Here is a 21,204-nt window from a genome sequence, read left to right as displayed (position 1 = left end):
AGTATTCTTAAAAATAAATATTTAGACTTAGAGATGTATCTGCCCAACTATTTTACCAGCTATAGATTTTGGGTAAATTCTACGTATTTTTCTGCTATTTTGGCTGGTAGCAGCGCTTCATCGAATGGCGCATGAAACGTTTGCGGATTACTCATCGCTTGCTGCATTTTTTCGGCAATGGCATCAATATCACCCATCGGCATCAAATTATGTTCTGGTAGTAATTCACTTGGGCCTGACGGACAGTTGGTACTGATAACAGGAGTACCTAGCACGAGAGCTTCGGCAATGACCAGAGCAAACCCTTCCCAGTCAGACGTCAATATCTTAAACTGCGCATTTTTGATGTAAGGAAAGGGATTATCACGAAATCCTAAAAATATTACCTTATCTTCTAGGCTTAACTCTGTTACCAGTCGCTCTGTTTCACTTTTATGCTTCCCTTGACCTAAAAGTAGTAAAGGCATAGATTGATCTGTTTTTGCATAAGCATTTACCAATACATCATGACGCTTGGCATCTTTAAAGCTCCCGACATGAATAATATAGTTCTGGTAGTCAGGGACAAAAGCATCGGCTTGTTGTTGAATACTGTTTTTATCAATTGGATTGTGAATGGCGGTGGTTGGCGTAATATGACCAAAGCTTTTGATAAAGTCTTTTTGAGCGCCTTCACTAACGCACACACAAGGGTGCTTGGCATATATATCTATCATTCTTTGCTTTAACTGCTCAGCGTTGTGATTTTTATTAAACTTATAGAGTAGTGATACTGTGTTATGAATAATATAAGTGATATTAGGCAGTTTACTATTACTTAGAATACTATCGGCACGATCTAGGTTGGACAGTATGATGTCAGGCTGACCGATATTTTTCGACACGTATTTATCAACAGCACGTGCAAAAATCTGGTCACGTCTTTGTGCCCCTGGTATAAGTTTATACGGCTTAAACTTAAGTACATGGTAGTTAAGATTCGGACTTAAGTCATACTGTACTAACGGCTTAAATCTTAGAATATGTACTTCATAGCCCAATTCATAAAACCCTTGCCCCAATGTTAATACGACACGTTCCGCACCGCCGCCTTGTAGACAATTAATAACGAGTAACACTGTTTTTTTATGCTGCTTCATACACGATAACCTATGGAGTAAGTTTTCACCTTCTTAAAAAGGCTTATCATTGCTTCATTAAAAAACTAGCGTTTAAATAGCTTCGAAAAAAATGATTTAGAAGCGTGTGGACGAGTCACCTTATTACCAGTATAACCTTCTTGAGATTTTTTAGGAAAATGACCGAAAGGTTCCACCCTATAACTGTCTAAATCGTATCCAGCAGCAAGTGCTTCGTTATAATATTCATCAAAAACCTCAGATAAATCCTGCCTTGGGTGCGACATTATTTCACCGTCAAACCAATGCTCAATACCTTCTTCACTGACTCTAGGTAATGAATATTTATGACTGAACTGTGTACCCATATCTGAATAATGCAAAATCCTAATATCTTCTAACGCTAAGTTTTCGCCATCTATACAGTTGTAACTATCCTGATAAGGCTCAATGAGCTGATTATTATCTTTGAATACAGCCATCATTTCTTTATGGCTTTTGGGATCTTTCTTGAGTTTTTTACTTGGTAGGACAATGTTTTTCGCCGCCTTGCAATCCCATACGCATGTACACAATCGAGTCATATCCGCATTAGTCTTAGCAGCTACAACAGACTGTCCTTCAATAGGATGGTGCCACAGCTTTGCCAAATCATCTAAAATAATGACATCAGCGTCCATGTAGATGGCACGACCAGAGTATTGACAGTACTCTGGAATTGCCCAGCGAAAGCCTGAAAAAGGCGTTGACCATTTAGTGGTATTCCAACCCTCTCCAGTCTCAGGATTAGAATACCAATAGCTATTAGGATCGCGTGACAGCTGCATCCATACTATCTCAACGGGTACACTGGTATGTTTATGAATACTATAATCTAATACCATCATCTGCTCTAGATCACAGTTATTTGGGTCACAACCAACAAAGACTTTAATAGTATCTTCTGTATTCATAATTTTATCCGTTCACTGACTAATATTTATCTTTGCTAATGCAATGCGATAATACTCAAATATATAATTAAGCCTATTCTTTCCAGTACTTTTCGATCCACCCTACTGGCAAGATAAAATGACGCAAGTGACGTAGCGGTCTTTTTAGATTTTTGGGCTCAGTTAATCTTTTTAAGTGATCTTTGGCATTGTTAGCAGCATTTTTATTATATCTACCTTCAATCGCATGTGTAGGATATAAATCACCAGGGAAAATAACGATGCGAGCGCCTTTAGGAATCTTTGGCTCTTTGATGTAGTTAAGTGGGAACGGTTGACGGCATTTGCGTCTAAAGTGCGCAACCCATGCCTTTGGAAATAATTTCACACCACCTGGCGCATTACGAGTGACGAAGCGCTGCTCAAAACGATACTCATCAGCGATACCTTGTGGATCAGCTTTGAATTTCTCTTGCAATGAGACGAGCGACCCGATCTTGAATCTAAAGCAAGACGTTTGCCCTAGGCGCTCTAATGGGTTACTCGGGTTATAAGATAAAATAACATCGTCTGGCTCGCCGTATTCAAAGAAAGGATCGAGGCTATCTACTATAATCACATCCAAATCTACAAATAATACTGTCCCTGTCAAATCACCTAACTTCTCACCCCACAAACGAGACTTTGGCCACTTGCCAAGTGTGTTGGTTGGCATGGTGACATCTAATGGTGGCAATGCTTGACATTCGATTTCTGGACGTACATCGGTGGTATCATCGGTAAAACAGACGAAGCGAAACGGTGGCGTGATATTGCGAGATACCATGCCATACAGTTTATTGGCGTAATCAGCCCCGTACTTTGTACCCCATTTAATACAAATAATTTGTTTGATATTGTTATTATCTGCTGTACTAGAATCTATTGGCATGGACTGCTCACTTTAATCTTAAGAATAAATATGATGGCTATATTAGCATAAAAAAAAGACTGAACAATTATGTTCAGCCTTTTTGGTCTTTAAACTAACGACTTTATTAGTCAATAAAGCTTAACCAATCCATATATTGCTCGTTACGACCATGAACCACATCAAAGTATAGGGTTTGGAGTTTCTCAGTCAATGGTCCTCGGCCGCCATTCCCGATAGTACGATCATCGTATTCGCGGATAGGTGTCACTTCAGCAGCGGTACCTGTCATAAATATCTCGTCTGCTAAGTAGAACTCATCACGAGTGATACGGCGTTCAACGACTTTGATGTCTAGATCAGCCGCGAACTGAAGGATAGTACGACGAGTGATACCATCAAGTGCACCGCCCGCTAAATCTGGCGTATGTAGCACGCCATCTTTTACCAAGAATAAGTTCTCGCCAGCACCTTGACACACATACCCTTGCGGATCCATCAAGATAGCTTCATCATAACCATTACGAGTGACTTCTTGGTTGGCCATGATAGACACAGGATAGTTGCTTGAAGCTTTTGCCTTACACATAGTGACATTTGGCATATGATGCGTAAATGAAGAGGTTTTTACACGGATACCATTTTTGATACCTTCCTCACCAAGATATGCACCCCAGTGCCATGCAGCAACCATAGCATTGATGCTATTGTCACGTGAAGATAAGCCAAGCTTTTCTGCACCTACCCAAATAAGCGGACGAATATAGGCTTCTGCCAAGTTGTTTTGCTTTACCACATCTTTATGTGCTTGCTCTAGAGTGGCCGCATCAAACGGTACGTCCATTTGAAAGATTTTTGCCGAACCAAGTAGACGTTCAGTGTGTTCCTTTAGGCGAAAAATAGCCGTGCGGTTATCAGCGGTTTGGTAAGCACGCACGCCTTCAAACACAGCCATGCCATAATGCAAGCTATGGGTAAGCACATGAACTTTAGCATCTGGCTGTTCGATCATTGTGCCATTCATCCAAAGCTTACCATCTTGTGTTGCCATATTCATTTTATAATCCTTATGCTAGCACTGACGTCTAACTTTTTTTAGGTAGGTTTTATTTAACAGTAGTGATCAACATCGTATGATAACACCGCAGTGCCCATTTTTATTGCTTAAAGCACAGCTTGATTATGACGAACAGCTAACAGTATTAAGATGATGTGTGACCGATTATATCACTGGCCGTATTGGCAAATGAAATCTTTTGGTTTGAGACCCTATAGTTTTTAATTACGCTTTTTAATTATCACAAGGCCTTACAGTTTAAGCGTCTCTTGGACTATCGGCAAGGCCTTAATCATACAAGTTACGATATTACTCGTCGTCTGTCTCCACACCCATAAGATGCTGCCATTGTGACTGTACTAACGCTCGCGTCTCCTGCCACAATGACTCATCAACGAGCAAAGACTGCTCTGATAGTGCCAATTGATGCGTGGCAGCACGTATTCTTAGATAGGCATCGGTCAAATCCTGACAGACTTGGTCATCCCAAATACCAAGCAAGGCAACTTCTGCAAAAATTCGCACATTATCGCTCCATTTGGTCAAACTCGGATATTCATGCGAGTAGGCCAATACGGCAAACTGTGCTAAGAACTCAATGTCTACAATACCGCCTGCATCTTGCTTAAGATGAAATTTGCCCGCTTCCTGCTGCCATTGGCTCGTGCCTAGATGCTTTTGCATTTTGATACGCATGCTAGTAACTTCACTACGTACTTGATCCAGTGTCCGTGGCAACGACAAGACATCGCGGCGAATATCACAGAAGCGTGCAGTGACTCGTCTGTCTCCACAAATCGCACGAGCACGTACCAACGCTTGATGCTCCCATGACCATGCTTTATCCATTTGATAGGTTTCAAACGCATGACAAGACACTACCATCATGCCAGCATTTCCTGAGGGTCGCAGACGCATATCAATCTCATAGGCACGGCCATCACGTGTTTGAGTATTGAGATAATTCATCAGTTTTTGTACAAGACGCGCGGCAAACTTCATACCACTGACTGATTTTTCACCAGTGGTCATGCCTTGCTCTTTTATCTTGTGTAAGAATACCAAGTCCAAATCTGAAGAATACGATAGCTCTAAGCCACCAAGCTTGCCATAACCGATAATTGCAAAGCCGCAGTCCGCTTCAGTGACTGGGTCGCCATCTTGGCCAATAGGATACCCATAACGATTAACAATCTCTGCAAAAGCGCGCTCTAATGCTGCTTCTAGTACGACTTCAGCGATATAAGTCAATGAATCCGATACTTTCATAATCGGGCGTTCAGCCAATACATCACTAGCAGCAACCGCCAACACCTGATTCTTTTTGAACAGACGTAGGACGCTTAACAGCTCTTCCTCATCGTTAGGCTCGACGCGTAGCAACTGTTGGCGCAAGATATCACGCAGCTCACGTTTATCTGGCAGATGGCGATAACGCTGCTGCAAAAATGTGTCTAATAATACAGGATACTGAGCCAACTCTTTTGCGATCCACGGGCTGGCAGATAGCATTGGAATCAGCTCAATCGTTGCATTGGGGTTTTCAGCAATCATGACCAAATAGATAGAACGGCGGCAAATCGCTTCAAGCAGTGAGATCAATCTCGGTAAAGCAGTATTGGCAAGTTGCTGCTGTTCTTGATGCGCTAACAACGCATGGACAATGACAGGATATGCGTCGTCTAAACGCTCTCTGGCTTCATCACTTAAATTAGCCACCATTTTTGATTGCCAAAAATTCTGTAGTACCTCGCGATTTTCTTTTGTTAGCACTTCATTTAAACGGGCAATTTGCTCATCTAAGTGCTCTGGTTCTAGATCAGTATCTTCGTTATCAGGTACTTGGCGCTCAGTTACCATACGCTCAAACGGCACATTGACACTTTCGCGATGACGATTAAGCTGATCTAATAAGGCATTCCAGTTTTCAAAATTCAGCGTCACTGCTAGATTATGCTGCCACTGCTCATCGTGTGGTAAGCGCTGGGTCTGCTGATCATTAATCGCTTGAATAGCATGCTCAAGCCGGCGTAAAAACCGATACGCGGCCTGTAGCTGCTCGTAAGTTGAATGCTCCAGATAGCCAAGCTCACATAATACTTGCATCGCTTGCAAGCAAGGTTTGATTTGCAGCTGTGGATGCCGGCCACCATAGATAAGCTGAAAGGCCTGTACGATAAACTCGATATCTCTAATACCGCCCGCACCAAGCTTGATATTGTCCAAGTCTTCACGCTGTGCAACTTGGTTTTGAATAAGAGACTTCATCTCTCTCAATGCTGAAAACGCACTGTAGTCCACGTAATAACGAAACACAAATGGCTTAATCAGCGCTTGTATCTCTTCATAAAATGGCTGGTCTATTTGTCCGACTACGCGCGCTTTTAACCAAGCAAAACGCTCCCATGCACGCCCATGCATCGTAAAGTATTTTTGTAATGCAGACAGATGAATGGCCAAATCACTTCCATCACCCCATGGACGTAAGCGCATATCTACTCGAAAGACAAAACCGTCAGCGGTCTTGTTATCAAGCAGTTTAATAATGCCTTGACCCAATCTGGTCATAAAGCGTTTGTTGTCTATGCTACGTGTGCCTTTTGCTTTATTGCCATTGGTCTCTCCGCGTGCTTGATGTACAAAGATTAGGTCAATATCACTTGATAAATTCAGCTCTTGCGCACCAAGCTTACCCATGGCCATGATTGCCATATCATCAATCTGTACATTGCCTTGTTCATTGATAAAGGTCGGCTCACCATATTTAGCAACCAAGTGCTGATAAGTGTAATCTTTAGCAAAAGAGATACAGCCATCTGCAAATTCAGACAACTCATCGGTCAGCTGCTCCAGACTGATCGTCTGCAAAGCATCTTGCCAAATCCAACGCATCATCAGTAGCGTGCGCAAGTGACGCAGACCACTCATGACCTTGATTTCATCAGCGAGTTGATAGTTCTCATCTAACGTATAATCTTGTATCAAATCATCGATTTGCTGGCGGGTCAGCGTACTATTCAATGGATAGCTACGCAAAAACGTCTGACATGAAACGGTCCGACTTTCCCAAATCTGATAAGCAAATTCGCTCGCTGTCTGCAGTACTTGCAGTTGTTCTACGGTAGGCTGATAATCTGTACCATTGTTCACACGTGAGGGCATAGCAGGTAACATAGTGACAAAAACTCCTTACATAGAATGGTAAGACTACGTGAACCTAGCTCATAAGTTTATTGTTTTTTCTTACGAGGCAGTCACAGCATCAGATAATAATACTCAGTGTGCCTATACTTGAGATAAAACCACGTTAAATAACAGTGACTCTATTTGGTTTGCGGCGCTTTATGTTAGCATAAACATCTTTGATAGAGACGACGCACCTCTCTTTTATGACATAACGCTATTTGATGTGACAGTATGATCCGCTGTATGTCGCATTATCAGTATAAATTCTGTTTTCTGTCACGCAAATTTGCACACAAGCACTATAATAATAACGACCAAATGACTTTATACAAAGCATTTATAGCAACTCGGCCATAATTTTTAAACTCTTATTTATAATATGTGATACCGCGCCTTATGACGACCACTACCCCGTTACTACTGATTACTGCTGACCCTAGTCACCCATTGGCACACTTGGCGTTACGCTATGCACGCGCTTACCTAAATGGCGCCGCGAATAGTGATGATATTGATCACACTGACACTAATAGCATAGGCAGCAGCGATAATACTACCTCTGAACAACCATTGCTCAATGTCTTCTTTTATGGCGACTCGGCTCATATAGCCAATCGATTGCGTTGGCAGTCAGCCGATCAATTAGACTTGACCAAAGAATGGCAGTCTTTGGCTGAGCAGTATCAATTACCTCTGCCTGTCTGTGTCAGTACAGCACTTAGCCGCGGTGTGAGTGATGTAGACAACAGCTCACGCCATCAGCTTGACGGTGCCAATCTTGCGACAGGGTTTACCTTAGTGGGACTCAGTGAGCTTGCGATGATGATGCAGGATGACTGTCGTTTGATACAGTTTTGATAGCGTGTCGTTTGATGGTTTGTCTATTGAGATCACTGGTAGCGGTAAATATTTTTAGGAATAGATCATGAGATTATTAATTCAGCTGCATACGCCTACTGAAGCAGCAAGCTACGAAGGCTGTGCACTTGCGCTAACTTTAGCGACATTTGGTCATGAGGTGCAATTGTTCTTAGATGCGCCGGTCTTTGGCTTATTGATGCAATCTGACTCGCGACTGCATGGCATGATTCAGTCACTTGAGCTTTACGATATGCCCGCAGCTTGGCTACCTGATGATGTCTTTAGTGGCTGGGTCACTGGTATGTTACCGACAGATCTGGCATCACAGCTCACACTCGTGCCAGAGGTCATCAACTCAAAAGACTTTGAGCAGATATTTACCTTTTAAACTACTATATTACTTATATTTATAAAATAATAAAGCACGTAATCGGACACCTTTATGGCAACTTTATATCAATTGCATAGTACGATGGATACCCTTAGACGCAGTACTGAAGAGATGTCTCGCACTTGGCGCACGGGCGATAGTATTATGTTACTCGGCAGCACTCCTGCTTTTATCGACTGGCTCAATGCTTATTTAAATGATAGCGATATCGAGGATATTGCTGGTATTTACGCATTAGCAGATGACATCGCCCAGCTCACAACAAATACAACTGGCAAACTTAATTTAGAAACTAAGTTGACTGCTATTTTAACCGACGCAGAATGGGTGAATCTGACTCAGAGCAGTCAGTTTGACAAAGTGGTGACGATTGCCTTATGAGTAATGACATGACCACTCACAACGCTGCATTATCAGCGGCTGATATCGAATTAGATCAAGACGGCCATCTATGTGACCATACGATTTGGACGCCTGCTATCGCGCAGCAATTGGCAGACACGTTAGAGGTTAATCTGAGCGATGAGCATTTAGAAGTTTTGCAACAAGTGCGCGCGTTTTTTGACAAATTTAATCACGCGCCAGCAACCCGTCCATTAATTAAATGGCTACAAAAGACTTTGCCAGAACTTGATATTAGCAATCAAAAGCTACAGCAATTGTTTAATACAGGTTTGGTTGCGCGTCATGTCAATCGTTTGGCAGGATTACCAAAACCACCGAACTGTTTATAAATAGTTCCGCTCTACTGTAAAGCTTTAGTACTCTCTTATCGTAAACTGAGAGTACTAAAATGAGCAGTACTTAACTACTCATTACGTATACAACTGCCTTTTAAGAGGATCTATTTTGGGTCATAGACTGTCAATGTCTCATAACCAACGCTACGACCTTCATCGCCTGTAAACCCTTGCTGTCGCCATATCTCGTACAAACAAATGGCTACGCTATTTGATAAGTTCAAACTACGCGAGTCAGCTAGCATGGGCAGTCTTAGCCAATTATTAGCACCGATATCTTCACGTATATCGTCTGCCAGACCTGCTGTCTCAGAACCGAAAACCAGCGCAATATTAGGCATAGCAGAATTATCAGATGCGTCAGAGTCCGAGTTTTTACCAAAGTCATAATCGTAAAACGGTTTGCTAAGCTTGGTTGTCAATGCCGTAACGACATGGCAGTCAGCAGCTTGTAGTGCTTGCCTTGCAGCTATCCAATCATCATGCACCTGTAAATGAGCATATTCATGATAATCCAGACCTGCGCGGCGTAGCTTTTTGTCATCAAGCTCAAACCCTAATGGTCTGACTAAATGCAGCTGCGCGCCGCTGTTGGCACACAAGCGAATAATGTTGCCAGTATTGCTTGGCATTTTTGGGGCGACCAACACGATATGAATGGTCATACTTGTTTACTCCACAAATATTCAACGCTCTATTATTTAAGTTTATGAGCAGTAGGTAATCGAAAGTTACAGTTTACTGCCAATAATTACATTTTGATACTGTGCAGCGTTTTTAACTTTCATTATGATGTCTGTAATGGATAGCGCGATAGCATTTATGTATGACTGTCTCATCCAATACCCCTTCAGTGAAGCTTGAGCACGATGCTTAGCGTCACTGTTGTTATTTATAACCATTCATTTATCTTTGAGGATACTATTATGAAAAAAGTAATCATCGCATCTTTAACTGCTATGTTCGTTCTAACTGGTTGCAACACGTTCAAAGGCCTTGGCCAAGACGTATCAAGCGCCGGAAATGCTGTAACTGGCGGCGCACAAGACGTACAAGATAAAATCTAAGGTCTGCTTTTTTTAGATTTTTAAAAAGGCTTATCATTCATTTGATAAGTCTTTTTTGTGTTCTTACTTCGCTGCTATTAAACAATTACTCAAGCAAGTTTTTATAAAAACGCGCGTAATATCTGATTGAGATAACGCTGTCCTAATACGGTCGGTTGCAACTGCGTATCACTATCTACCAACAATCCTTGTTTGACTAAACTGTTCACTTGTTCAGCAATACTATCAAGCGTTAATCCAGTTCTCTTTTCAAACAGTGACCAATCGACGCCGCCATGTAAGCGTAGTGCGTTTAGCATAAATTCGCTCACTAACTCCTCTTGATCAATCGCTTGCCAGCCAACCATTTTTGGTGTGATTTGGTGTATTTCAGACTTCTCTGTGGTATCTGGATTCATTACTACATAATCTTTTGGCAAACGTGATTTGCTAAAACGATAGATGCCTGACATTACTAACAAGTCATCTTCCATTTTGTCTTTTACGTCTGATGAATGACCACTATTGCTATCGTCACGACCAATCGTTACTTTACCATGTGCCCCAGCGCCAATGGCTAGATAATCGCCAAACTGCCAATAGTTGATATTATGACGACATGATTTGTCTGACGCACCTGCCCATGCTGACACCTCATAATTGCGATAGCCTAATTGCTGCAATAGCGACTGACCTGCTTGTTCGATATCTGCCAAATTGTCTTCATCGGGTAAAATAGGCTGACTGCGGTAAAATACGGTGTTTGGCTCAATAGTCAGTTGATACCAAGAGATATGCGTTGCGCCAGCATCATGCGCCATTTGGATATCTTCTAGCGCTTCATTCATGGTTTGCTGTGGTAGACCGTGCATCAGGTCGACGTTGACCCGTGCAAATCCAGCCGCTTTGGCAGCGCGAATTGCTGATAACGCTTGTACAGGATCATGGATACGCCCAAGTACCTTTAGCTTATCAGCGGCAAAGCTCTGTACGCCGATAGACAAACGATTGATACCAACCTCTAAATACTGAGCAAATGGTGCATGCTCAAGTGTGCCGGGATTGGCCTCCATCGTGACTTCGATGTCTTCTGCAAATTCAAAACATGTACGTAACCCAGTAAACAATCTCTGATACTGAGTGATAGGTAGCAAAGACGGCGTACCACCACCGATAAATATCGAACCAATCTCTCGGCCCTGAGCTAAAGGTTGCTGCATTGCGGCATCTAACAGTAACGCATCGACGTATTCCTCATACATGGATAGCTCACTGTCCATCGGTAGCTCATGCGAATTAAAATCGCAATAAGGACATTTCTTCACACACCACGGAATGTGAATGTAAAGAGACAATGGAATGTCGGTCACGTCTACCGCGATAGTATCCGTCGTTGGTTCAGTAAGACTTAACGTATTCAGGTCATTTAGCATACTGTCTGTATTCACTTTGGGCATAAATAAACTTATTTTGTAGTGAGCAATGATGATCGATATCAAAAGTAACGCTAGGATAGCGACTAGATGAGATAAAGAAAAGCCTATCTATCATAAAACTATTAACAAAAACACGTATAAACGCCCTATTCACCATGGCAACTTATGGGCAGTATATAGAGACTCTATTAAAAACAGCCTCTACTAAGAACAGACACTATTAAAAACGGGGTTGAGAGCGAGCTAAGAGAAACTAACTCTGATAATTTTAAGAACAAATTGAAAAATAAACAAAAAATCGAAGGACAAATATATGGCGTATTGGTTAATGAAATCCAACCCTAAATTTTTTGGTATTGAAGACTTGCAGCGCCTGGGCACCGACGGTTGGGACGGCGTTCGCAACTACCGCGCACGTAACTTTATGCGTGATGATATGAAAGTTGGCGACAAGGTATTCTTTTATCACTCTAGCGCCAAGCCGTCTGGAGTCGCTGGTATTATGACAGTTACTACAGCAGGGTATCCTGATTCTACTCAATTTCACCCTGAGCATCGTCATTATGATCCTATTGCGACCGAAGATGCACCTCGTTGGTATATGGTTGATCTTGCTTTTGAGCAAGCTTTTACAGAGGTGTTACCACTATCAGAGCTAAAGTTTTTGCCAGCTTTGGAAGACTCGTTATTACTAAGGAAAGGCTGTCAGCAATTAACAGTGATTCCATTAGAGCCCAAACATTGGCGAGCGATTATGGATATGGCGGAGACACTTGAGTTGTTACCGGAGCAAACTTATTGAATTGGCTATTGGCTATTGGCTATTGGCTATGAAGCAGAGTACAAAAAACCTAAGATTAATACCTGCATAGCGGCGCTAAAGCGTTGACATCATAGTGCGGCTTCTTTACCATCTTACTATGTATATGACCTGTCAATCCACTACTTGGATCGACGGGTTATTTTTATTTTAGTGTCTTTACTTTTATTTTCATACTCTGTCTATCTACTTATGCAACATTATAAGCTTGCTCATATTATTTATCGGAGTATTATCGTCGGCACTACGCTCTCCTTGCTGCGTCAATCTTAGTCGATTGATAGCAGTGTTTGTTTATTAATAATAACTACCTTAATAACAATTACCGCAAAGAATAAAAAGTTGCTTACCATGGTTTTTCCATTGTCTTTCAAAGATTTTAAAAGCTACAGCTTACGTTTAGGCGTACTCGCCCTCCCTATTTTAATCACTCAGTTTTGCCAAGCCGCACTTGGCGTGGTCGATGCCATCATGGCAGGTCAAGTCTCGGCACTTGACTTGGCTGCGGTAGCCGTTGGGTCTGGTATTTGGCTACCACTGTTTTTATTGGCCACAGGTGTGCTTATCGCAACCACGCCTCTAATTGGTGAAGCGATTGGTCAAGACCAGCACGGCCAAGTACCACATATCACGCAGCAGTCTCTATGGACCGCAGGTGTCATTGGCATTATCGGTTTTATCATTGTCAATTTGGCTCCCAATGTTCTTGGCATTATGGGTGTCCCAGAAAACATTCAGCCGATAGCGACACAGTATTTACATGGTGTCTCATTTGGTTTCCCAGCGCTCGCTGTATATGCTGTTCTACGCAGTTATTGTGAGGCATTGGGTCGTCCTGAGCCTGTAACTGTCATTAGTATCATTGGCCTGCTCGCAGATATTCCTTTGAACTATATTTTTATTCATGGGTTATTTGGGATGCCAGAAATGGGCGGTGCAGGCTGCGGGGTGGCGACAGCATTGGTATTATGGATAAATGTCCTATTGCTTGCAGCCTATACTAGCTTCACGAAACGTCGCGAATTTGTGAGCACACGATTTTTTTATGGCTTCTCTAGCCCTAATCGTACACAGATTAAAAAGCTGTTAAAACTCGGTATTCCTATTGGCATCTCTATTTTCTTTGAAGCCAGTTTGTTTAGCTTAGGCGCACTCGTTATCAGTCCATTGGGTGAACTGGCAACAGCATCACATCAAGTGGCACTGTCAGTGACCTCACAGCTATTTATGATACCGATATCGGTCGCCATGGCGCTCACTATCATGGTCTCCAATCGATTTGGTCAAAAAAACCTATTAGCACTGCGCCAAGTGCAAGCTACTGGACTGGTATGGACGGTATTGATCGCTTTGACCTGCATGCTTGGGATATGGCTATTCAGACCAGAACTCGCGGCAGCATTCACCGATAACCCAGAGGTTAGAGCCCAGTCTATGCATTTGCTTATCTTTGCACTTGCTTATCAGTTATTTGATGGCTGGCAGGTTAACGTCGCTGGTATATTGCGTGGTATGCAAGACACCACCATACCGATGTGGGTAACGCTCTTCTGCTATTGGTTAGTTGCCCTACCACTTGGCGTCTATCTAGTGCGTTTCACTGACGTTGGTGCACAAGGATTTTGGATGGCGTTGATTACAGGTTTATTCTTATCATCTATTTTACTTACTTTGCGTCTACGCTATCAGCAAAAACGCTTAACTGTGCTATGGGGTTAAGCCAATTGCTCATGGATTGTATTTTATAATCATTGTTAGCGTTATTTGATCATACAGACTATGAAAAATCGTGGATATTTTCTTACTAAAAAGATGGCTTACGTCAAAATATGTAAAAATTCTCAGTTAACAACTGTACATTGATTGCTCATTGCCCTGAATCTAGGTATCATTAGCAATTAATTAGACAATATTTAGTTACACTATTTCTCGAATTTAGTACAAGGCCAGATAAAAACTATGGATATTGAAAAAATACGCACCCTCATCGCCCTTATGGAAGAAAGTGAACTGGTTAATTTAGAAATCAGTTCTGACGACGAGCATATTAGCTTAACTCGTCACTATGACGCGCCTGTGCCAACTATGATGGCTGCCCCAGCTGCGAGCGCTGCCCCTGCTGCCGCTGTTGAAGGCAAACCTGCAGAAAAAGCGGGTAGCGTTGAGTCTTCACCAATGGTTGGTGTTTTCTATTCAGCACCAAGTCCTAATGACCCACCATTTGTAAAAGTCGGTCAAAAGGTTCAGGCAGGTGATACCTTAGGTATTATCGAAGCTATGAAAATCATGAACCCGCTTGAAGCGACTCAAAGTGGTATTGTTGACGAAATCTTGGTAGATAACTCTGAAGTCGTACAGTTCGGTCAACCTGTCATACGCTATAAAGCGTAACGATATTTGCCATACTTTATTTCATTATGGCTGACTTTTGGTATATATACCGCGTCAATGCTAAATAACCTGATGCTATGTATCGAAACTCAGTCAATGACTGACGCTTCGACAAGGATGAACCCATGATAAAAAAATTGCTCATTGCCAACAGAGGTGAAATTGCCCTGCGCATCGTCCGCGCCTGTAAAGCGCTAGGTATCGAAACGGTAGGTGTCTATTCTACTGCTGATGCCAACTTGATGCACTTGCGCTTTGTTGATGAGGCAATTTGTATTGGCAAGCCTAATGCTAACCAAAGCTACCTTGATATCAATACCATCTTAACCGCTGCTGAAATCACTGGTGCAGATGCTATCCATCCCGGTTACGGATTTTTGTCTGAGAATGCTGAATTTGCTGAACAAGTAGAAGAAGCCGGATTGACCTTCGTTGGTCCTAATGCTGATCATATTCGCCTTATGGGCAACAAAGTTTCTGCCATCAACGCCATGAAAAAAGCTGGCGTACCAACCGTACCTGGTTCAGTTGGCGCTGTGACTCTGCATAATGCTGAAGAGCAAGCCCGCAATATCGGCTTCCCACTATTGATTAAAGCGGCTTCTGGCGGCGGTGGACGCGGTATGCGTGTGGTTGAACGCTTTGACGAACTAATCGGTCAAGTACAAGCGGCCAAACAAGAAGCTGAGCTTTGGTTCGGTGACGACACTGTCTATATGGAGCGCTATCTACAGAACCCGCGCCACGTAGAAGTACAGGTGTTGGGTGATGGTAATGGTAATGCTATCCATCTATATGACCGTGATTGCTCATTGCAGCGTCGCCATCAAAAAGTGCTAGAAGAAGCACCTGCTCCAGACATCCCAGATGATGTACGTGAGCCAATCTTAAAGGCGTGCGTAAAAGCGTGCGAGCTTGTTAAGTATCGCGGTGCTGGTACGTTTGAATTCTTGTTTGAAAATAACGAGTTTTTCTTTATTGAAATGAACACTCGTGTACAGGTTGAGCATCCAGTGACTGAGATGATTACTGGTATCGATGTTGTGGTCGAGCAGCTCAAAATCGCAGCTGGTTACGGCCTGTCTTATCGTCAAAGCGAGATTGAGATCCAAGGTCATGCGATCGAATGTCGTATCAATGCTGAAGATGCAGCGACTTTCGTACCTTGCCCAGGCACTATCAGTCAATTGTTCACGCCAAGTGGTTCTGGTATCCGCTTTGACTCTCATCTATACCCTGGCTATGAGATACCGACCTATTATGATTCATTGATTGGTAAATTGATCTGTCACGGTCAAACTCGTCAGCAAGCTATTGCTAAAACAGTACATGCCCTTGATGAGCTGATTATCGAAGGTATCAAAACCAATATACCTTTACATCGTGATGTAATTTTGGCTGATGATAACTTTACTCGTGAAGCGCAAAACATTCACTATCTCGAAAGAGAGCTGCTGACTGCGAATAAAGCTAAAAAAGACTCGTAGGCTAAAATACTACTTATAGAGTTCGCTAAGTCTAGTAAATTTAGTCACAACTTGAATTAAAACAGCACATAAAAAACCGCTATTAATATAGCGGTTTTTTTATGTCATCAATAAGCTGTCAATCATACGTAAAGTGCAACGAGCATCTTTAATTATGGCAACACTCTATTAAAATTCATAAAGCATTCGTTACCATCAGGGTCAGCGCACCATTGCATCTGGTTGCCATCATGATTAATAAATGCAATCAACGCTTCATCAGTCTGGTCGATCTGATTGCCTGAGCAATCTACTTCATTATTATCATAAACAGTCTTGATCGCAATAACTGGCAGACCTTCTTCACGATGGGTGACCAGATAGCGGCCGTATGTCCACTCTTTGCCACTGACAGACCACATCTCATTATCTGCACTAAAGTTATATAGCTCGCGGCACTGGTTAGACTTACCAACTGATGCAAGTAAGTTCTTACTAGTAGTTGGTTGAATGTTTAGAACCCGCTCTTCACTTTGAGTCAGTACGCCGCCGTCCATGCCCGTCATCACCTTGGGCTCTACACTGCTAGGCTGTTGCACACTATTTGCCGACTGGTTAGCTTCCGCTTCCTTGGTCATCATAGCCTGAGTAGAATGAGCGCTACTGTCCAAGTCTATTTCCCATTGTCCGGCAATGGCTGGACTAATATGAGTAGTGATGGTCGGCTTGGTAATAGCCTCACCGTTCGCAGGCAACGAAGCCAAAATAGATGCTAGCGTGAATGAAGCAAATGAGATAGGTTCCATAATTAACCTTTTAATTATAATATTTTAATATATACATTAGCGTAAGTCTTAGACACCAAAAATACAAGTAACATTATGCTATTGCTCATAAACCTGTAGTCGGAATTTCATAGGTATTTATGGCAAAAAATAACGCCATCGCTTTACTTGCTAGAGACAAGGAGCGATGGCGTTATTAGCATACAGAATTTTGCGTGATATCAATGACTACTTAATATTAAGCAGCTTCTGTATTTAGCGCTTGAGCAAAGGCTGATAACGCCCCTTTTAGCATGGCTGATACCGTACTGCTGCAAGTACCGATGCCTGAATACACTTCGCCATCTACATTAAGCTGTATATAAGCAGCAGCATTGGCATTGGTTTTGTTATCACTATTGGTATCATCATCGATACCATTACCGCTATTATGATGCGGATTAATCGCATGCTCTGCATAGTTAATAATATGTAGTGATTTGCCCGTATGTTGCGCAAGTCCGTCAATAAACGATGACAATGGGCCGTTACCCGTACCATCAATATCGATGGTGTCGCTATTCATTTGTACTTGACCACTAAAGTAAACCGCACCGCCTTTATTGTTGACGCTATAATCTAGTAGTTCAAACTTACCCTGCTGCAAGTAAGTATCTTCAAAAGTCTGTAAGATTTCATCATTCTGCAGCTCGCGTGCCGCTGCTTCAGCTTGTTTTTGTACCACACGGCTAAAGTCAATCTGCATCCAACGTGGTAAGTTAAAGCCGTAGTTACGCTGCAAGATGTACGCGACGCCGCCTTTGCCCGACTGGCTATTGATACGTACTACATCTTGGTAGCTACGCCCAATATGCGCAGGATCAATAGGTAGATAAGCCACATCCCAGACATTGTCTGTTTCGCTTTGATTGCTTTCATTGTAATCAAGAGATTTTTTGATCGCATCTTGATGTGAGCCACTAAATGCCGTGAAGACCAACTCGCCTACGTAAGGATGACGTGGGTGCAATGGTAAGTTATTACACTCGCTCACAACCTGTACGATTTCACTCATGTTGCTAAAATCAAGCTCAGGATCGATACCTTGGCTAAACAAGTTCATGGCCATGACCATGATATCCATATTCCCTGTACGCTCACCGTTACCAAGCAATGTGCCTTCGATACGATCTGCACCCGCCAGCACACCTAACTCAGCCGCTGCTACCGCACAGCCACGGTCATTATGGGTATGCAAGCTCACAATCACGTGCTCACGCTGCGCTAGATTGCGGCAGAAGTACTCTACTTGATCAGCAAAGACATTGGGCATAGAAGCCTCAACCGTCGCTGGCAAGTTAAAAATAACTTCCTGACCCTGCTGTGGTTGCCACACGTCACACACTGCATCGCAAACCTCTACGGCATATTCAGTTTCTGTCTGGCTAAAGCTCTCTGGCGAGTACTGAAACACCCAATCTGTCTCAGGATACTTTGCTGCATATTCTTGTAATAGCTTGGCGCCTGCAATCGCAATCTCTTTGATTTCAGCTTTATCTTTGCCATAGACTTTTTCGCGTTGTACACGGCTGGTTGAGTTATAGACATGGACAACCGCACGTTTAGCACCTTTTAATGATTCAAAAGTACGGGCAATCAAATGCTCGCGCGCTTGTACCAATACTTGTAGCGTTACATCTTCAGGTACGTGGTTTTCTTCGATAAGCTTACGCGCAAAGTCAAACTCTACCTGCGCCGCTGACGGAAAACCAATCTCAATTTCTTTGAAGCCAACGTCTACTAAAGTCTTAAAGAAGCGCATTTTTTGTTCAATGGTCATCGGATCAATCAGTGCTTGGTTACCATCACGCAGATCCACACTTGCCCATATCGGTGACTTCTCAATTGTCTTGCTTGGCCAAGTACGATCTGGCAGCGATGGCGCAAATGCAAATGGACGGTATTTACGGAAGTCAAAAGCGGCACTTTTTGGTGTGATCTTTGCAGTCCCTGTGGCTGCAGTGTGCGTGGCTTGGTCAGACATAATCAATCCTTAGATGATATGGTTATTTATATATTTAGCTAGGCGATTAGCTGTTGATTAGATCAGTATTTATCATACGAGATAACTAGTGTTCATACCATAATAATATCAAAGTTTAACAGAGAGAAACCTGCTTTCTTTTACTTTATTTTCTGTTATTTTAGTGGAAAAACACAATTTAGACATTATAATCGAATAAATTCACTATTGAGGCTTAAGAAATGCCAGATAATCATATTGATAGTACAGGAACTGCAGATATAGACGAGATAGATAGACAGTTGCTACGCTTATTGCAAACACAGGCGCGTATGAGCATTACTGAACTCGCTGAACGCGTCAACCTGTCTGCCACCCCTTGCGCACGTCGTATCAAACGCTTAGAAGATGCGAACATAATCACTGGCTACCATACCAAAACCGATGCGCAAAAACTTGGCTATCCGCTAGCCGTGTTTATCGCTATTAGCATGGATCGACATACAGCAGAACGTTTCGAGCAGTTTGAACGCAAAGTTCAAAGCTTTGAAGAAGTCATCAGCTGTAGTATTGTCACAGGTCGCACCGAAGACTATCTGATTAAGGTTAGAGTACGTGATATGACACATTACGAAGAGTTTTTATTGCATCGCCTCAATCGTATCGAAGGCGTAGCCCAAGTTCATACCAGTTTTGAACTACGAGAAGTATTTAGCCGTAGCGTGGTTTAGACGATCTATACGGTCGTTGGTGACTGTCGACGAAACCATGCCAATAGTACAAACCCGATCATCAATCCGATAGCAGCGACAAGTAACCCTGCATTGAAATTGCCATCCTTCCCTGCCAGTGCTACTGTTACCAAGGGTCCTAAAAACTGACCCAATGCATAAGCTAACGTCGCTAGTGCAATCAGTAAATTAGAATAGGCAGGATTGATGTTTTTAAATAAAGTCAGTGTCATCGATACCATACCGACAAAGGTCAATCCCAAAATCGCAGCATTGCCATACAATCCAAGTGCACCATCAAACCATATCGGCAAGCACATACCAAATGCTTGCAATACCGTCAGCCCCATTAAGGTTTTTATCTCACCGATACGTTTGGCAAGCGCGCCCCATAGGGGGTTTGACAACATTGCAAAAATACCAACGACCAACCAAACCATCAATCCAGCATACGTCTGTGTTGTTAGACGTTGTGCTGCCATAACGGGTAAAAAAGTTGCTGAGCTAATATAACCAAACCCTGCCAGTACGTAGCTGACAAAAAGTAAAGTAAGCGCTTTATGATGTCCAGAAATTGCTTCGTATAAGGAGCGTTTAAAGTTTAAATAGGTTTGGTGCACTGACACGTGTTGTTTGGCATCAATCTGCTGTGAATCAACAGCCCGTACTTGTCTTGGCTTTATCGCATACAGTAGCCATACAAGCGGCAAACTGGTGACACCTGCGACCAGCCAAATTACATCGAAGTGATAGCCTAGTTTTAATAGCCACCACGTCACTATGGCAGAGGCGCTAATGCCAACGCCAATACCTGCATAATGGACTGCTGACAATACAGAACGGCGCTCAGGGCTAAGGTTTTGAATCACAAAAGATGAGCTTAGAATCATCGCCACGCCACTTGCAATACCTGCAATTAATCGGATGAAATACCATAGTGTGAGCGACATATTTGGTATAACGAGTAACATCGTGGTGACAACACTGATAATCGTCCAAAGTGTCATCGCCTGCCATGTCGAGCGCTGAGGTACAAACATGGCGATAAGAGCGCCAATAAAGTAACCGATATAATTGATTGATGCCAACCAGCCTGCAATCGTCGTTGATAGCGACAATTGCACCATAATATCCGGTAAGGTGGCGGTAAACAGAAAGCGGCCATAACCCATGACGACTGCCATGCAGTACATACCAATACAGGCAATGGCAGCTTCGTTGGTAATTGTCGGGACCATACGGCTTTTAAAAGCAGTCATCATGACAGAGCCATTTTTGCGGCAATTAGCACACAATCCTTTGTGTTAGACAGTCAAAAGCAGTAATAAATAA

The 21,204-nt window shown here is 42.7% G+C and carries 20 protein-coding genes; 10 read left to right on the top strand and 10 right to left on the bottom strand.

Annotated elements, in window-relative coordinates:
• Positions 1 to 59 precede the first annotated feature (59 nt).
• From QL886_RS05230 to glnE, 5 genes are all read right to left on the bottom strand, one after another.
• Entirely contained in the window at positions 60 to 1,139 is a 1,080-nt protein-coding gene (locus QL886_RS05230) for a glycosyltransferase (protein ID WP_238053018.1), read from the bottom strand.
• Between the two features lie 65 nt (positions 1,140 to 1,204).
• On the bottom strand, positions 1,205 to 2,071 hold the full coding sequence (locus QL886_RS05225; protein WP_290177870.1) for a glycosyltransferase: 867 nt from the start codon (positions 2,069 to 2,071) through the stop codon (positions 1,205 to 1,207).
• Between the two features lie 73 nt (positions 2,072 to 2,144).
• Complete coding sequence (locus QL886_RS05220; RefSeq protein WP_238053020.1) at positions 2,145 to 2,981, bottom strand: glycosyl transferase; 837 nt, start codon at positions 2,979 to 2,981, stop codon at positions 2,145 to 2,147.
• A gap of 106 nt (positions 2,982 to 3,087) precedes the next feature.
• Positions 3,088 to 4,017 carry a branched-chain amino acid transaminase gene (locus QL886_RS05215; RefSeq protein ID WP_102092191.1) on the bottom strand — a complete coding sequence of 310 codons (930 nt, stop codon included), beginning with the start codon at positions 4,015 to 4,017 and terminating at the stop codon, positions 3,088 to 3,090.
• Between the two features lie 309 nt (positions 4,018 to 4,326).
• Positions 4,327 to 7,191, bottom strand: a complete 2,865-nt coding sequence (gene glnE / locus QL886_RS05210) for a bifunctional [glutamate--ammonia ligase]-adenylyl-L-tyrosine phosphorylase/[glutamate--ammonia-ligase] adenylyltransferase (RefSeq protein ID WP_290177869.1) — start codon at positions 7,189 to 7,191, stop codon at positions 4,327 to 4,329.
• A gap of 408 nt (positions 7,192 to 7,599) precedes the next feature.
• Here glnE and tusD point away from each other — a divergent pair, with 408 nt between their 5' ends.
• The 4 genes from tusD to QL886_RS05190 all read left to right on the top strand — a co-directional run bounded on the left by tusD (position 7,600) and on the right by QL886_RS05190 (position 9,189).
• Positions 7,600 to 8,061, top strand: a complete 462-nt coding sequence (gene tusD, locus QL886_RS05205) for a sulfurtransferase complex subunit TusD (RefSeq protein WP_290177868.1) — start codon at positions 7,600 to 7,602, stop codon at positions 8,059 to 8,061.
• A gap of 67 nt (positions 8,062 to 8,128) precedes the next feature.
• A complete protein-coding gene (locus QL886_RS05200; RefSeq protein WP_290177867.1) occupies positions 8,129 to 8,452 on the top strand; it encodes a hypothetical protein in 324 nt (107 codons plus the stop codon).
• Positions 8,453 to 8,506: 54 nt separating this feature from the next.
• A complete protein-coding gene (locus QL886_RS05195) occupies positions 8,507 to 8,836 on the top strand; it encodes a hypothetical protein (protein WP_290177866.1) in 330 nt (109 codons plus the stop codon).
• Positions 8,833 to 9,189 carry a TusE/DsrC/DsvC family sulfur relay protein gene (locus tag QL886_RS05190; protein ID WP_179797279.1) on the top strand — a complete coding sequence of 119 codons (357 nt, stop codon included), beginning with the start codon at positions 8,833 to 8,835 and terminating at the stop codon, positions 9,187 to 9,189. The genes QL886_RS05195 and QL886_RS05190 overlap by 4 nt, the downstream gene beginning before the upstream one ends.
• A gap of 110 nt (positions 9,190 to 9,299) precedes the next feature.
• Here the strand turns inward: QL886_RS05190 and QL886_RS05185 are convergent, their stop codons facing one another.
• The gene (locus QL886_RS05185) at positions 9,300 to 9,860 is read right to left on the bottom strand and encodes a tRNA (cytidine(34)-2'-O)-methyltransferase (RefSeq protein WP_201571845.1); all 561 of its coding nucleotides are present in this window, start codon (positions 9,858 to 9,860) and stop codon (positions 9,300 to 9,302) included.
• A gap of 261 nt (positions 9,861 to 10,121) precedes the next feature.
• On the opposite strand from QL886_RS05185, the gene QL886_RS05180 reads away from it, so the two are divergent.
• Positions 10,122 to 10,262 carry an entericidin A/B family lipoprotein gene (locus QL886_RS05180; protein ID WP_101204419.1) on the top strand — a complete coding sequence of 47 codons (141 nt, stop codon included), beginning with the start codon at positions 10,122 to 10,124 and terminating at the stop codon, positions 10,260 to 10,262.
• 101 nt (positions 10,263 to 10,363) lie between these two features.
• Here the strand turns inward: QL886_RS05180 and hemW are convergent, their stop codons facing one another.
• Positions 10,364 to 11,674, bottom strand: coding sequence for a radical SAM family heme chaperone HemW (gene hemW / locus QL886_RS05175; protein WP_290177916.1), 1,311 nt, complete (start codon positions 11,672 to 11,674; stop codon positions 10,364 to 10,366).
• A gap of 316 nt (positions 11,675 to 11,990) precedes the next feature.
• On the opposite strand from hemW, the gene QL886_RS05170 reads away from it, so the two are divergent.
• From QL886_RS05170 to accC, 4 genes are all read left to right on the top strand, one after another.
• Positions 11,991 to 12,479 carry an EVE domain-containing protein gene (locus QL886_RS05170; RefSeq protein WP_290177865.1) on the top strand — a complete coding sequence of 163 codons (489 nt, stop codon included), beginning with the start codon at positions 11,991 to 11,993 and terminating at the stop codon, positions 12,477 to 12,479.
• A gap of 369 nt (positions 12,480 to 12,848) precedes the next feature.
• Positions 12,849 to 14,216: an MATE family efflux transporter gene (locus QL886_RS05165; RefSeq protein WP_179797481.1), complete on the top strand. Its 1,368-nt coding sequence runs from the start codon at positions 12,849 to 12,851 to the stop codon at positions 14,214 to 14,216.
• Between the two features lie 240 nt (positions 14,217 to 14,456).
• A complete protein-coding gene (accB, locus tag QL886_RS05160) occupies positions 14,457 to 14,888 on the top strand; it encodes an acetyl-CoA carboxylase biotin carboxyl carrier protein (RefSeq protein ID WP_290177864.1) in 432 nt (143 codons plus the stop codon).
• A 125-nt stretch (positions 14,889 to 15,013) separates the two neighbouring features.
• On the top strand, positions 15,014 to 16,375 hold the full coding sequence (gene accC, locus QL886_RS05155) for an acetyl-CoA carboxylase biotin carboxylase subunit (protein WP_057759692.1): 1,362 nt from the start codon (positions 15,014 to 15,016) through the stop codon (positions 16,373 to 16,375).
• 152 nt (positions 16,376 to 16,527) lie between these two features.
• Here accC and QL886_RS05150 read toward each other — a convergent pair whose 3' ends face one another.
• Positions 16,528 to 17,160: a hypothetical protein gene (locus tag QL886_RS05150; RefSeq protein ID WP_290177863.1), complete on the bottom strand. Its 633-nt coding sequence runs from the start codon at positions 17,158 to 17,160 to the stop codon at positions 16,528 to 16,530.
• A gap of 217 nt (positions 17,161 to 17,377) precedes the next feature.
• A complete protein-coding gene (gene leuA, locus QL886_RS05145) occupies positions 17,378 to 19,162 on the bottom strand; it encodes a 2-isopropylmalate synthase (RefSeq protein ID WP_160021915.1) in 1,785 nt (594 codons plus the stop codon).
• A 221-nt stretch (positions 19,163 to 19,383) separates the two neighbouring features.
• Here leuA and QL886_RS05140 point away from each other — a divergent pair, with 221 nt between their 5' ends.
• Positions 19,384 to 19,872 (top strand): Lrp/AsnC family transcriptional regulator, encoded by a 489-nt coding sequence (locus tag QL886_RS05140; RefSeq protein WP_057759684.1) that lies wholly within the window; start codon positions 19,384 to 19,386, stop codon positions 19,870 to 19,872.
• Positions 19,873 to 19,877: 5 nt separating this feature from the next.
• Here QL886_RS05140 and QL886_RS05135 read toward each other — a convergent pair whose 3' ends face one another.
• The gene (locus QL886_RS05135) at positions 19,878 to 21,134 is read right to left on the bottom strand and encodes a YbfB/YjiJ family MFS transporter (protein ID WP_290177862.1); all 1,257 of its coding nucleotides are present in this window, start codon (positions 21,132 to 21,134) and stop codon (positions 19,878 to 19,880) included.
• Positions 21,135 to 21,204 lie beyond the last annotated feature (70 nt).

Origin of the sequence: Psychrobacter sp. APC 3281 (assembly GCF_030407815.1) — a bacterium.
In the GTDB taxonomy this organism is placed as follows: domain Bacteria; phylum Pseudomonadota; class Gammaproteobacteria; order Pseudomonadales; family Moraxellaceae; genus Psychrobacter.
The sequence above is the reverse complement of the archived record's forward strand: the minus strand, read 5'-3'. Positions and strand labels throughout refer to the sequence as shown.

Excerpts from the sequence above, each read along its gene's own strand:
- QL886_RS05230 (WP_238053018.1), bottom strand. The coding sequence starts at position 1,139 with ATGAAGCAGCATAAAAAAACAGTGTTACTCGTTATTAATTGTCTACAA.
- QL886_RS05225 (WP_290177870.1), bottom strand. The coding sequence starts at position 2,071 with ATGAATACAGAAGATACTATTAAAGTCTTTGTTGGTTGTGACCCAAAT.
- QL886_RS05220 (WP_238053020.1), bottom strand. The coding sequence starts at position 2,981 with ATGCCAATAGATTCTAGTACAGCAGATAATAACAATATCAAACAAATT.
- QL886_RS05215 (WP_102092191.1), bottom strand. The coding sequence starts at position 4,017 with ATGAATATGGCAACACAAGATGGTAAGCTTTGGATGAATGGCACAATG.
- glnE (WP_290177869.1), bottom strand. The coding sequence starts at position 7,191 with ATGTTACCTGCTATGCCCTCACGTGTGAACAATGGTACAGATTATCAG.
- tusD (WP_290177868.1), top strand. The coding sequence starts at position 7,600 with ATGACGACCACTACCCCGTTACTACTGATTACTGCTGACCCTAGTCAC.
- QL886_RS05200 (WP_290177867.1), top strand. The coding sequence starts at position 8,129 with ATGAGATTATTAATTCAGCTGCATACGCCTACTGAAGCAGCAAGCTAC.
- QL886_RS05195 (WP_290177866.1), top strand. The coding sequence starts at position 8,507 with ATGGCAACTTTATATCAATTGCATAGTACGATGGATACCCTTAGACGC.
- QL886_RS05190 (WP_179797279.1), top strand. The coding sequence starts at position 8,833 with ATGAGTAATGACATGACCACTCACAACGCTGCATTATCAGCGGCTGAT.
- QL886_RS05185 (WP_201571845.1), bottom strand. The coding sequence starts at position 9,860 with ATGACCATTCATATCGTGTTGGTCGCCCCAAAAATGCCAAGCAATACT.
- QL886_RS05180 (WP_101204419.1), top strand. The coding sequence starts at position 10,122 with ATGAAAAAAGTAATCATCGCATCTTTAACTGCTATGTTCGTTCTAACT.
- hemW (WP_290177916.1), bottom strand. The coding sequence starts at position 11,674 with ATGCTAAATGACCTGAATACGTTAAGTCTTACTGAACCAACGACGGAT.
- QL886_RS05170 (WP_290177865.1), top strand. The coding sequence starts at position 11,991 with ATGGCGTATTGGTTAATGAAATCCAACCCTAAATTTTTTGGTATTGAA.
- QL886_RS05165 (WP_179797481.1), top strand. The coding sequence starts at position 12,849 with ATGGTTTTTCCATTGTCTTTCAAAGATTTTAAAAGCTACAGCTTACGT.
- accB (WP_290177864.1), top strand. The coding sequence starts at position 14,457 with ATGGATATTGAAAAAATACGCACCCTCATCGCCCTTATGGAAGAAAGT.
- accC (WP_057759692.1), top strand. The coding sequence starts at position 15,014 with ATGATAAAAAAATTGCTCATTGCCAACAGAGGTGAAATTGCCCTGCGC.
- QL886_RS05150 (WP_290177863.1), bottom strand. The coding sequence starts at position 17,160 with ATGGAACCTATCTCATTTGCTTCATTCACGCTAGCATCTATTTTGGCT.
- leuA (WP_160021915.1), bottom strand. The coding sequence starts at position 19,162 with ATGTCTGACCAAGCCACGCACACTGCAGCCACAGGGACTGCAAAGATC.
- QL886_RS05140 (WP_057759684.1), top strand. The coding sequence starts at position 19,384 with ATGCCAGATAATCATATTGATAGTACAGGAACTGCAGATATAGACGAG.
- QL886_RS05135 (WP_290177862.1), bottom strand. The coding sequence starts at position 21,134 with ATGATGACTGCTTTTAAAAGCCGTATGGTCCCGACAATTACCAACGAA.